We start from the raw sequence: 12,009 nt of genomic DNA, 5'->3' as shown, positions 1-12,009 counted from the left end.
GCCAATCACAACACGCTCCGATGTCCTCCAACTCACCCGCTACCTCTTCACGCATGAGCGCGCCCGAGCTGCGCGCGACCGTGTCGCTCGCCGCGATCTTCGCGCTGCGCATGCTGGGCCTCTTCATGATCATGCCGGTGTTTTCGGTTTACGCGAAAACGATTCCCGGCGGCGACAATGTGCTGCTCGTCGGCATCGCGCTGGGCGCGTACGGCGTCACGCAGTCGCTCCTGTACATTTTCTACGGCTGGGTCTCCGACCGCATCGGCCGCAAGCCGGTGATCGCCGCCGGCCTCGTGATCTTCGCGATCGGCAGCTTCGTGGCCGCGGGCGCGCACGACATGACGTGGATTATCGTCGGGCGCGTGATTCAGGGCATGGGCGCGGTGTCGTCGGCCGTGCTGGCCTTCATCGCCGACCTCACGAGCGAGCAGAACCGCACCAAAGCCATGGCGATGGTGGGCGGCTCGATCGGTATTTCGTTCGCGGTGGCGATCGTCGGCGCGCCCATCGTGGTGCACTGGCTCGGCATGAGCGGCCTGTTCACGCTGGTCGGCGTGTTCTCGATCATCGCGGTGGGCGTGGTGCTGTGGATCGTGCCCGACGCGCCCAAGCCCGTGCACGTGCGCGCGCCGTTCTCCGAAGTCCTGCACAACGTCGAGCTGCTGCGCCTGAATTTCGGCGTGCTGGTGCTGCACGCCACGCAGACCGCGCTGTTCCTCGTGGTGCCGCGCCTGCTCGTCGATGCGGGCCTGCCGGTCGCCTCGCACTGGATGATTTATCTGCCCGTGATGGGCCTGTCGTTCGTGCTGATGGTGCCGGCCATCATTGCGGCGGAGAAGAAGGGCAAGATGAAGGCCGTGGTGGTCTCGGCCATTGGGCTTATTCTGATCGGCCAGCTTCTGCTCGGCTCGCTTGCGCATACCATAGCAATCGTGGCCGCCGTGCTGTTCGTGTACTTCCTCGGCTTCAACATTCTGGAGGCCTCGCAGCCTTCGCTGGTGTCGAAACTCGCGCCGGGCACCCGCAAGGGCGCGGCCACGGGCGTCTATAACACCACGCAGTCGATCGGGCTCGCGCTCGGCGGCGTCGTGGGCGGCTGGCTGCTCAAGCACGACGGCGCGAGCACCGTTTTCTATACGTGCTCAGGCCTCGTGTTCTGCTGGCTTATAATCGCGGCCAACATGAAGGCGCCGCCCAAACGCGCTGAGCGCGCGTGAGCGTGCGTTTGAACGCGCTTCGGCGCGCCTGATCGGAATCAACTGGAGAAATACATGGCATCCGTGAACAAGGTGATCCTCGTCGGCAACCTCGGCGCCGAGCCGGAAGTGCGCTATCTGCCGAGCGGTGACGCCGTGGCGAACATCCGCCTCGCGACCACCGACCGCTACAAGGACAAGGCGTCCGGCGAGTTCAAGGAATTGACCGAATGGCACCGCGTGGCGTTCTTCGGCCGTCTGGCCGAGATCGTCTCGGAGTACCTGAAGAAGGGCTCGTCGGTGTATATCGAGGGCCGCATCCGCACCCGCAAGTGGCAGGCGCAGGACGGCACCGACCGTTATTCGACGGAAATCGTCGCCGACCAGATGCAGATGCTGGGCGGCCGCAGCGGCGGCGCGTCGGCAGGCAGCGACATGGGCGACGACGGCGGCTACAGCCGTGACAGCGCACCGCGCGGCGGTGGCCGTGCTTCGGGCGGCGGCGGCGGTGGCGCACCGCGTTCGAGCGGTGGCGGTGCGGGCGGCGGCGGTGGCCGTTCGAACGCGCCGGCTGGCGGCGGTTTCGACGAAATGGACGACGATATTCCGTTCTAAGCCGGTTCGAATCTCGTTCGCTTCCCGCTCGATACTTTCGAGCGCCAGTACGACGAAAAGCCCGCGACCTTTTGGGTCGCGGGCTTTTTTCATGGCGAGAGCGGTGTGGATGGTGCGGGTGCACCAGCACCGCCCGTTTTCGAACTGATCCGATGTCAGCGCGCGAATGCGCGGCCTACTCTGATTCCTGTTTGCAGCACGTCGCTGCGTCCTGTTTCGGAGTCCGCCATGAGCCCTGTTCAACTCGTCGACCTTAGCCGTCTGAGCGCCGTTCCCACGGCGCACGCGCCGGCTCGCAAGCCCGCGATCAGCTTCGCGATCGCGTTCGTGCTGCGCATCCTGCGCAAGTAAAAGACCGCGCTCGCGGCGGCGCGGGTCGTGCCGCCGCGAAGCGTCGCGCCGAACACCACGCCGAACACCACGCCGAACCTCACACCGCTCCCCTGCGGCGATTGCGCCCACGTCGACGCGGCCTGCATTGCCGCGCTCCTTCCTTTGATTTGCATCACGGCAAACCGGCCGCACCCAGGCGACGATAAAAAAGATGCATCAATTTTGCATCTTACAAACCGTCGATGCGGCGCGGCTTGCCGCCATCGGACAACGCCGCGCCCCGACAGGCGATCCACGATCGCCTGCCGAGTGGCGCGAGCCTTCCCCACAAGCAAGGAGAGCAGCGTGTTTTGCTACCAATGTGAACAGACCGACCGCACCCACGGCGCGCCCGGATGCGCCTCGGCGAAGGGCAACTGCGGCAAGGACGCCACGGCCGCCGATCTGCAGGATCTGCTGATCCACGCGGTCAAGGGCATCGCGCAGTACAACGCGCTCGCGCGCGGCCTCGGCAGCCCCGACCGCGAAGCCGACCGCTTCATCCTCTACGCGATGTTCACCACGCTCACCAACGTGAACTTCAACGCGGGCCGCTTCGTCGCGATGCTGCGCGAAGCTGCGCAACATCGCGACTGCGTGAAGACGGCCTACGAAACGATGGCGTTCGCGCAGGGCGTCGCGCTGCAGCAGCCCGACGGCCCCGCGCGCTGGCAGCCGGGCGAGGATCTGACGCAACTGCTCGCGCAGGCCGCGAAAGTGGGCGTCGACGCGGGCCTCGACACCGTCGGCGCCGACATTGTCGGGCTGCGTGCGCTGGTGCTCTACGGCCTCAAGGGCGTGTGCGCCTACGCGCATCACGCGCGCGTGCTCGGCTACGAAAGCGAGGAAGTCTACGCAGGCGTGGCGTCGGCGCTCGCGTTCCTCGCGCGCGATCCCGTGCAGGTCGACGAACTGCTCGAACAGGCGCTCGCGCTCGGCACGTTGAACCTCAAGGTGATGGAGCTGCTCGACGCCGCCAACACGGGCCGCTTCGGCCATCAGCAGCCCACGGCGGTGCGCATGACGCCGGTCGCGGGCAAGGCGATTCTCGTTTCCGGCCACGATCTCGGCGACCTCGAAGCGCTGCTGCAAGCGACCGAAGGCGCGGGCGTGCAGATCTACACGCACGGCGAGATGCTGCCCGCGCACGCCTATCCGAAGCTCAAGGCGTATGCGCATCTCGCGGGCAACTACGGCGGCGCGTGGCAGGACCAGCAGTCCGACTTCGCGAATTTCCCCGGCCCCATCCTGATGACCTCGAACTGCCTGATCGAGCCGCTGCCGCAATATCGTCAGCGTATCTTCACGACCGGACCGGTCGGCTGGGCGGGCGTGCGGCATCTGGAGCATCACACGTTCGCGCCGCTCGTGCAGGCCGCGCTCGCGCTGCCGGGTTTCCGCGAGACCGCGCCCGAGGAAACCGTGACGATCGGCTTCGCGCGCCACACCGTGCTCGGCGTCGCCGACAAGGTGATCGACGCCGTGAAGGCCGGCCAGATCCGCCACTTCTTCCTGATCGGCGGCTGCGACGGCGCTGCGCCCGGCCGCAACTACTACACCGAGTTCGCGCAGGCCGCGCCCGACGACACCGTCGTCATGACGCTCGGCTGCAACAAGTACCGCTTCAATCGCCATGCGTTCGGCGACATCGGCGGCATTCCGCGCCTGCTCGATCTCGGCCAGTGCAACGACAGCTATTCGGCGATCCAGATCGCGGTCGCGCTCGCGGAGGCGTTCGAGTGCGGCGTCAACGACCTGCCGCTGTCGCTGGTGATTTCGTGGTTCGAACAGAAGGCCGCCGCCGTGCTGCTGACGCTGCTCGCGCTCGGCGTCCGCAACATCCGTCTCGGACCGACGCTGCCCGCGTTCCTCACGCCGGGCGTGCTCCAGCTTCTCATCGAGCAGTTCGGCATTCAGCCGATCGGCGATGCGCACGCCGACCTCGCCGCCGCGCTCGCGCGCAAGGCTGCGTGACACGGAGAACGGGCAAGCCGATGAACCATCGAATCGAGATTCTCACGCGTGACGGCGCGGCCTTCGCGTTCGAGTGCGAACCGCAGCAGGACGTGCTGGCGGCCGCCGCGGCGGCGCAGTTGACGCTGCCGTCGCAGTGCAAGCGCGGCAGTTGCGGCGCTTGCCACGCGAGCGTCGCCGAGGGCGATTACACGCTGGGCGAGCACGCCGCCGAGGCGCTGCCCGCCGGCGATCCGCGCGCAGTGCTGCTGTGCCGCACGACGCCGCGCAGCGATCTGCGCATCGTCGCGCCGTACGAAAGCACGAAGGTGCTGCGTCAGCCGGTGGCGGTGAGGCGCGCGCGCATCGCGTCGCTGGAGACGATCGCCGACGACACGCGCCGCCTCGCACTGCAACTCGATCCCGACGATATCAACGGCAGCGCCGCCGAGTTCGAAGCGGGCCAGTTCGTCGAACTCGTGCTGCCAGAAGGCGAGGACGAGGACGGCGGTGAAGTGCGCCGTCCGTTCTCGCTCGCCAACACGAGCAACTGGGATGGCCAACTGGAGTTGCTGATCCGTCTGCGGCCCGGCGGCGCGTTTTCCGGCTGGCTGCGCGAACGCGCGCGCGTGGGCGACGCGCTGACCGTGCACGGCCCGCAAGGCGGTTTCGGCCTGTTCGCCGACAGCCTGCGGCCGCGCTGGTTCGTGGCGGGCGGCACCGGCCTCGCGCCTGTGCTCTCGATGCTGCGCCGCATGGCCGAGTACCAGGAGATGAACGAGGCGCGGCTGTTCTTCGGCGTGAACCGCGTCAGCGAGCTGTTCATGGTCGACGAACTCGCGCGCTTGCGCACGGAGTTGCCGCAGTTGAGCGTCGAATGCTGCGTGCGCGACGCCGACGACGCCTGGCGCGGCTTTCACGGCACGCCGGTCGAGGCGCTGGAAGGCGCGCTGGCGTTGACGAACGCCTCGCCCGATCTCTACGTGTGCGGCCCGCCCGCGATGGTGAGCGCGGCGCAGGCGGTCGCCGTGGCGGCGCGCGTGCCGCCGTCGCAATTCGCCAGCGAGCGCTTCGCTGTCTGAGCCGACGCCTCGCGTTGTTCCTGCGAACTCGCCTTCGGGCGAGTTTTTTTATGCGCGCGCGCACGCCGATGCCGGAATTGACATTTTGTCGTAAATCGTCAAAATGTCATGCATGGCCAAGCTCGACACTCCCACTCCGCGATCCGACCGCAGCGTCAGCGCGCGCGAAAACGCGCTGCTGCTGCGCGAAGGCCGCAAGATCGTCGAGGCGCTCGGCCAGACGCTCGCGCCGCTCGTCGAGGTCGTGCTACACGATCTGACCGCGCCCGAGCAGTCGGTCGTCGCGATCTCGAACAATTTGTCCGGCCGTCAGGTCGGCGACGCGGCCACCGAAATGGGCCTCGCGCGCCTGAGCGATCCCGGTTTCCCCGAAGTCGTCGCCAATTATCCGAACCGATTTCCCGATGGCCGGCCCGTCAAGAGCACGTCGATCGGGCTGAAGAACAGCGCGGGCGAGTACGTCGCGGCCGTCTGCCTGAACATGGACGTCTCGCTGCTCGGCGCGGTCACGGCGGGCCTCGGCCAGCTGATGCAGACGGGCGCCGCTGCGCCGCTGCCCGAATCGCTCGCGCCGCGCGCGGGCGACGGCGTGCGCGCCGCGCTCGAACGCTACGCGGCCGCGCGCAACACCACGCCCATCGGCATGACGCTCGCGCAACGCCGCGACGCCGTGCGCGAACTCGCCGAAAGCGGCCACCTGAACCTGCGCCACGCGTTGGCCGAAGTGGCGCGCACGCTCGGCGTGGCGCGCTCCACCGTCTACACCTACTTGCCCAGCGAGCACCGATCATGAGCACTCTGCCGATCACCTTCGACGACGTCGTCGCCGCCCACGAACGCATTCGCGGCGTCGCGCATCGCACGCCTGTGCTGACTTCGCGCACCGCGAACGAACTCGCGGGCGCGGAACTGTTCTTCAAGTGCGAGAACTTCCAGCGCATGGGCGCGTTCAAGTTTCGCGGCGCGTACAACGCCATCGCGCAGTTCACGCCGGAGCAGAAGAAGGGCGGCGTGATCACGTTCTCGTCGGGCAATCACGCGCAGGCCATCGCGCTCTCGGCGCAACTGCTCGGCGTGAAGGCCGTGATCGTGATGCCGCAGGACGCGCCCGCCGTGAAGGTCGCGGCCACGCGCGGCTACGGCGGCGAAGTGGTGTTCTACGACCGCTACACCGAGGACCGCGAAGCGCTCGGCCAGCGTCTCGCCGCCGAGCGTGGCCTCACGCTGATTCCGCCTTACGATCATCCGCATGTGATGGCCGGGCAGGGCACGGCGGCGAAGGAACTGTTCGAGGACGCGGGCGGTTTCGACGTGCTGCTGACGCCGCTCGGCGGCGGCGGCCTGCTCTCGGGCTGCGCGACGGCGGCGCATGCGCTCGCGCCCGATTGCACGGTGATCGGCGTGGAGCCGGAAGCGGGCAACGACGGTCAGCGCAGCCTGCAAGGCGGCACGATCGTCCATATCGACACGCCCAAGACCATCGCCGACGGCGCGCAGACGCAGCATCTGGGCAACTACACGTTCGCGGTGATCCGCGAGCGCGTGCGCGAGATCGTGACGGTCAGCGACGCGGAACTCGTCGAGACGATGAAGTTCTTCGCGAGCCGCATGAAGATCTACGTCGAGCCGACCGGCTGCCTCGCGGCGGCGGCGGTCCTGCAACGCAAGGTGGACGTGCAGGGCAAGCGCGTGGGCATTGTCATCTCGGGCGGCAACGTCGATCTGCTGCGTTTCGCCGAGCTGGTGAGCGCGCAGCCCTGAGCGGCGCGTAACGCGATCCGTATTTAATCAGGATCACGAATCAATAATGCGGCGCATGCGAGGCGTTAGCCGAACAATCCGGCCAGCGCCTCGCGCGCGTTCGTGATGTGCGCGCTTTCGCCGGGCCTGCCGGGCAGCAGATGGAATTCGGCGGACGGCAACGCGGGCAGGCCGAACGACGCGGGACAGGCCATCAGCCCGTCGCCGATCGCCGACTCGTTCAGGCAGGAAATGCCCAGCCCCGCCTTCAACGCGAGCTGAAGTCCCGCGACGCCCGATGCCGAATGCGAAATCAGATACGGCATGCGCGCGCGGTCGAGCAGCCTCACGACGTAGCGCTGCAACTGGCACGTCGCGGGCAGCAGCACGAGCGGCCAGGGCGGGGCGAGCGCGCCGCGTTCGCGCAGCGTCTCGCGCGCGCTGACCCAGACCAGCTTCTCGCGGCGGATCACCGTGCTTGCGGTCGCCGAGGCCGCCGCGCCGCGCTTTCCCGTTCCCTCCACCATGCGCAGCGACAGGCCGATGTCGAAGGCGTTGTCGTCGGCGCCGGCGTCGATCACGGCGCTCGGCAGCACGGTCACATGCAGACGCAGACGCGGATGCTGGCTCGCGAAACGGCGGAGGATCGCGGCCACGTCGTGCGGCCGGTAGTAATCGGTGATGGCGATGCGCACCTCGCCGTCGAGCGAGCGCCCGAGCATGTCGTCGAACGCGGCATCGCACATCGCGACGATGCGGCGCGCGTGATCGAGCAGCTTCGCGCCCGCGGGCGTCGGCGCGACGCCGTACTTGCCGCGCACGAACAGCGGCTGGCCGATGCGCTCCTCCAGTTTCTTCAACTGCTCGCTCACCGACGACTGCGAGAGGAACACGCGCTCGGCGCCCGCCGAGACGCTGCCCGCCTCCGTGACGGCGATGAAGGTGCGCAACTGCGCGAAATCGAGACCGCGTGCGTTCATGGTGTGCGTGGATCAGCCGGATCGGGCTGCGAAGGTGGGTGTCGAGATTTCGGAAATTCCGATGCAATCGTTTGGATATTCCCGCTTTTCCGATAGATGGTGCGCCTCTAGCATGAGCGCGGTCAACCTCTTTCTGGAGCGCAACATGGAGTACGCAGACGGGCGCGGCGCGCCGCATCGATGGAAGGTCTTGAGCGTGGGCGTGGCGGCCAACGCCAGTTTCGCGGCCGCGTTTTCGGGCATTCCGGCGACGGCGGTGCTGATCCGTTCGGGTTACCACATCGGCACCGGCGAACTCGGCTTTCTGCTCGGCATGCTCGGTCTCGGCATCGTGCTCAGCGAATTGCCGTGGGGCATGCTCACGGACCGCTGGGGCGACCGGCGCGTGCTGCTCACGGGACTCGTCTCGACGGCGGCGGCGCTGCTGGCGATGGCGATGTGGGGCGCGCCGACGGCGGCGCGCGTGCCGGGCCTGCCGCTGCTCGAAGCGGGCTTTCTCGCAATCGGCTTGCTGGGCGGCAGCGTCAACGGTTCGAGCGGACGCGCGGTGATGGCCTGGTTCGGTCCCGCCGAGCGCGGCCTCGCGATGAGCATCCGTCAGACTGCGGTGCCGACGGGCGCGGGCATCGGCGCGCTGATGCTGCCGCCGCTCGCGCAGCACGCGGGCTTCGTCTGGGTGTACGGCGCGCTGGCGGCGATGTGTCTCGCTTCCGCCATGCTGACGCTGCTATGGGTACGCGAGCCCGACACGTCGCCCGTCGCGCCGACAGGAAGCGCCGACGCCGCGTCGGAAGCGGCCATTTCGCCGTTGCGCAGTTCGCCGGTCTGGCGCGTGACGCTCGGCATCGCGGCGCTGTGCATGCCGCAAGTCGCGGTGATCTCGTTCGCGAGCGTCTTCCTGCACGACTTCGGCCACGTGCGCGGCGTGGCGATCGGCGCGGCGCTCGCGGCGGTGCAGGGCGGCGCGGCTGTCATGCGCGTCTGGAGCGGGCGTTGGACCGACCGGCACGGCAACCGCAACGCCTATCTGCGAGCCTGCGCGGCGCTCACTGTAGGATTATTCGTAGTGCTTGCCATATTGACGGCGTTCGTCGCGCGTACGGGGCAGGGCGTGCATTCGATGGCGGCGTTGACGGGACTCTTCACGCTGCTCGTGGCGGGCGGCATCGCGGCGTCGGCCTGGCACGGCGTGGCCTATACCGAACTCGCGACGCAGGCGGGCCACAGCCGCACCGGCACGGCGCTCGCCATGGGCAACAGCGGCGCCTTTCTCGCTTTCTGGCTCGTGCCTTCCGCGATTCCGATGTTGCTGTCGGCGTTCGGATGGCCTGCCGTGTGGCTCGCGGCGGCGGCGTGCGGCGCGCTTGCCTGGCCGGCCTTCGCGCGCGTGCCCTTGGTGCGTCGACAAAGCCATGCATCGCGGGGCGCGAGACAGCGGATTTCCGTTTGACTGCGGGTGCATCAGACTTATACCGACGGGATATTCTGAGTGTTTTTATTTAATTCGCATACCGAAGAAGTTAATTCGTTTAACCGACACATGATCGGCATTTAAAGTAGCTTTAACGTTGTTTCGGAAATCTCTGATACTGGCAATCGTTAATCGATGTTCAGATGGGAGACCCTGCTGCGTACCGCTATACGCAGACAAGGCACAGAGCGAGTCGGCGCGTCCGCCGCGTGCACATCGCCGCCCCTACCTGTCACATCGAGAGAGAGCCAACTTGAAGCTACGCGTCGTTCTCGCCGACGATCACCCATTCGTTCTATTAGGCGTTCGTTCCGCGCTCGAAACCGCTGGCGATGTCCATGTCGTTGGCGAGGCTGCCAGTCCGCGCGAGCTGATCGGCGTGCTCGAACGCGTTCCCTGCGATGTCGCGGTCACCGACCTCACCATGCCCAGCCAGCCGGGCGAGATCGAAGACGGCCTGCCGCTCGTGCGGCGTTTACGGCGCGACTGGCCGCAATGCCGCGTCGTCGTGCTCACGAGCATCACCAACGTGGCCATCCTGCGTACCGTGCTCGACACGGGCGTCACGGCGCTGCTCCGCAAGAGCGAGCCGATGGACGAGCTCACCGCGGCGGTGCGCGGCGCCGGCAATGGCTTGCGCTACGTTAGCCGGTCGATCCTCAGCGATCTCGCCATCGCCGGCGCGGAGGGCGCGGGTTCCCTGCGTGCGCCGCGTCTGTCGCCGCGCGAGTCGGAGGTGGTCCGTCAGTTCGTCTGCGGCCGCACCATCACCGAAATCGCCCGCGAACTCGACCGCGACGTGCGCACGGTGAGCCGTCAGAAGCGCGACGCCATGGCCAAGCTCGGCGTCAGCAACGACGCGGGGCTGTTCGCCTTCGTGCGCGCGCACGGACTGCTATGAGCGGCCACGCCGCACGCTGGAAAATGCCATGCCCGAGACTCCTGAATTGACGCGTCCGGCGCGCATCATCGTCGCGGACGATCATCCGCTGGTGCTGTTCGCGCTCGAGAATCTGCTTGCCTCGCTGTCCAATCTGCGCGTCGTGGCGCGCGCGCAATCGGTGCCGCAACTGTTCGAGGAAGCGCTGCTGCACGACTTCGACCTCGCCATGCTCGATCTCTATATGCCCGGCGAGTGCGGCGAGGACGGCCACGGCGCGGTGCAGCGCTTTCAGCGCACGTTTCCCGACAAGGCCGTCGTGGTGCTCACGATGGAAGACGAGGCCGAGGCGCTGCGCAACGCCATCAACCTGAACGTCGAAGCGGTGCTGAGCAAGCGCGACCGCATCGACCTGATTCCCGTCGCCATCGCGTCGGCCATGGCCCGCGAGCATTACATCGGGCCGGTGGTGCGCGACCTGCTGAAGAAGGCAGAGCGCGAGCAGCGGCGCGAGGAAGTGCTGCGTCTGCTGTCGCGGCGCGAGTTCGAGGTGCTCACGCATTACGCGTCCGGTCTGGGCGTGACCGAGATCGCGGGGCTGCTCGGGCGCAGCGTGAAAACCATTAGCGCGCAGAAGTGCGCGGCCATGAAAAAGCTCGCGCTCACAAGCGATATCGACCTGTACCGCTTCGCGCTGGAGTGCGGCGTCGTGCAGGGCGAGGGCCGCTGAATGACGGCGCTGGCGGAGCGCGTGCGCGTGATCGTCGCCGACGATCACGAGTGCGTGCGCATCGGCGTCATCGGGCTGCTGCGCGCATCGCCGCGCATGCAGGTCGTGGCCGAAGCGAGCGACACGCATTCGCTCGCCTGCCAGCTCGACGCGCACGCGTGCGACGTGGTGGTGTCCGACGTCTGCATGCCGGGCATGGATGGCGAATACGGTTCGCTCTCCATGCTGCGCCGTCTCGTGCGCGCGCCGCACGCGCCCGCCGTGGTGGTCCTGACGATGATCTCCAGCGCGCCCATGCTCAGCGGCCTGCTGCATCACGGCTTGCGAGCGATCGTCGACAAACGCGACATGCCGCACGCGCTGCTACCTGCGATCGACGCGGCGCGCGGCCGCATGCCGTTTCAGTCCGCCTGCACGCGCGCGGCGCTCGACCGCGCGGGTGCGGACTGCGAGCCGTGCATCGGCGTGCCGAGCGCGCGCGAGTGGGAGGTGCTCCGGCTCTACGTGCACGGCATGCCGATCGGCGCCATCGCGCGGCAGCTCGGGCGCAGCGTGAAGACAGTCAGTACGCAGAAGCGCAACGCGATGCGCAAGTTCGGCCTTGCCACCGAGCGCGAACTGATCGACTTCGCCACGCAGATCGGTCTGACCTGACGCGCACACGAACCGCGTGCCCCTCCGACGTTCTGTCAGATTTCGCGAGTGTCTGGGGCTGAATCCGCTTCGCATTTTTCGGAGTTGTCCTATCGGTCGATGGGACTTGCCTCTTCATAATTTAAAGCTCGACGCGCGATTTATCGCGAATGATTTCGTTCGATCGCGAATTGCTGCGATCTGTCGGATATCGCCGGCCGGGCTTTCCTCGTCGGCCATCGGCCCATCGGCATTGCCCCTTCCTGACATCGCTGGCCTGGCGTCCGGCGCCCTTGCTGGCCGTCGGCGTGACTGCGCGCGTTCTTTGCGATTCGTGCATTTCGAGCGTTTCGC

The 12,009-nt window shown here is 67.4% G+C and carries 12 protein-coding genes; 11 read left to right on the top strand and 1 reads right to left on the bottom strand.

Translation table 11 applies throughout. The features are described 5' to 3' along the window. Positions 1-20 precede the first annotated feature (20 nt). The 7 genes from U4Y88_RS18165 (at position 21) to U4Y88_RS18135 (ending at position 6,982) form a co-directional block, all read left to right on the top strand. The gene (locus U4Y88_RS18165) at positions 21-1,220 is read left to right on the top strand and encodes an MFS transporter (RefSeq protein ID WP_356789691.1); all 1,200 of its coding nucleotides are present in this window, start codon (positions 21-23) and stop codon (positions 1,218-1,220) included. Between the two features lie 54 nt (positions 1,221-1,274). Further along, complete coding sequence (locus U4Y88_RS18160; protein WP_224010408.1) at positions 1,275-1,814, top strand: single-stranded DNA-binding protein; 540 nt, start codon at positions 1,275-1,277, stop codon at positions 1,812-1,814. 228 nt (positions 1,815-2,042) lie between these two features. Next, a complete protein-coding gene (locus U4Y88_RS18155) occupies positions 2,043-2,165 on the top strand; it encodes a hypothetical protein (protein WP_321785545.1) in 123 nt (40 codons plus the stop codon). A 327-nt stretch (positions 2,166-2,492) separates the two neighbouring features. Then, positions 2,493-4,160, top strand: a complete 1,668-nt coding sequence (hcp, locus tag U4Y88_RS18150; RefSeq protein WP_321785543.1) for a hydroxylamine reductase — start codon at positions 2,493-2,495, stop codon at positions 4,158-4,160. Positions 4,161-4,180: 20 nt separating this feature from the next. Beyond that, on the top strand, positions 4,181-5,221 hold the full coding sequence (locus U4Y88_RS18145) for a 2Fe-2S iron-sulfur cluster binding domain-containing protein (protein ID WP_321785541.1): 1,041 nt from the start codon (positions 4,181-4,183) through the stop codon (positions 5,219-5,221). Positions 5,222-5,333: 112 nt separating this feature from the next. Next, positions 5,334-6,014, top strand: a complete 681-nt coding sequence (locus tag U4Y88_RS18140; protein WP_310634510.1) for a transcriptional regulator — start codon at positions 5,334-5,336, stop codon at positions 6,012-6,014. Beyond that, entirely contained in the window at positions 6,011-6,982 is a 972-nt protein-coding gene (locus tag U4Y88_RS18135; RefSeq protein WP_321785539.1) for a threo-3-hydroxy-L-aspartate ammonia-lyase, read from the top strand. The genes U4Y88_RS18140 and U4Y88_RS18135 overlap by 4 nt, the downstream gene beginning before the upstream one ends. 65 nt (positions 6,983-7,047) lie before the next feature. Here the strand turns inward: U4Y88_RS18135 and U4Y88_RS18130 are convergent, their stop codons facing one another. After that, positions 7,048-7,941, bottom strand: coding sequence for a LysR family transcriptional regulator (locus U4Y88_RS18130; protein WP_321785537.1), 894 nt, complete (start codon positions 7,939-7,941; stop codon positions 7,048-7,050). Between the two features lie 112 nt (positions 7,942-8,053). Between U4Y88_RS18130 and U4Y88_RS18125 the strand changes: the two genes are divergently transcribed. From U4Y88_RS18125 to U4Y88_RS18110, 4 genes are all read left to right on the top strand, one after another. Then, entirely contained in the window at positions 8,054-9,391 is a 1,338-nt protein-coding gene (locus U4Y88_RS18125) for an MFS transporter (protein WP_321785535.1), read from the top strand. Positions 9,392-9,665: 274 nt separating this feature from the next. Continuing rightward, complete coding sequence (locus U4Y88_RS18120; RefSeq protein ID WP_224010421.1) at positions 9,666-10,313, top strand: response regulator transcription factor; 648 nt, start codon at positions 9,666-9,668, stop codon at positions 10,311-10,313. Positions 10,314-10,341: 28 nt separating this feature from the next. Continuing rightward, positions 10,342-11,022 carry a response regulator transcription factor gene (locus tag U4Y88_RS18115; protein WP_224010423.1) on the top strand — a complete coding sequence of 227 codons (681 nt, stop codon included), beginning with the start codon at positions 10,342-10,344 and terminating at the stop codon, positions 11,020-11,022. After that, positions 11,023-11,676, top strand: a complete 654-nt coding sequence (locus tag U4Y88_RS18110) for a response regulator transcription factor (protein WP_310632581.1) — start codon at positions 11,023-11,025, stop codon at positions 11,674-11,676. It abuts the gene before it with no gap. Positions 11,677-12,009 lie beyond the last annotated feature (333 nt).

Origin of the sequence: Paraburkholderia sp. J94, from assembly GCF_905220285.1 — a bacterium.
Taxonomy (GTDB): Bacteria; Pseudomonadota; Gammaproteobacteria; order Burkholderiales; family Burkholderiaceae; genus Paraburkholderia; species Paraburkholderia tropica_A.
Note: the sequence above shows the minus strand (reverse complement) of the source record. Positions and strands in the feature narration are given on the sequence as shown.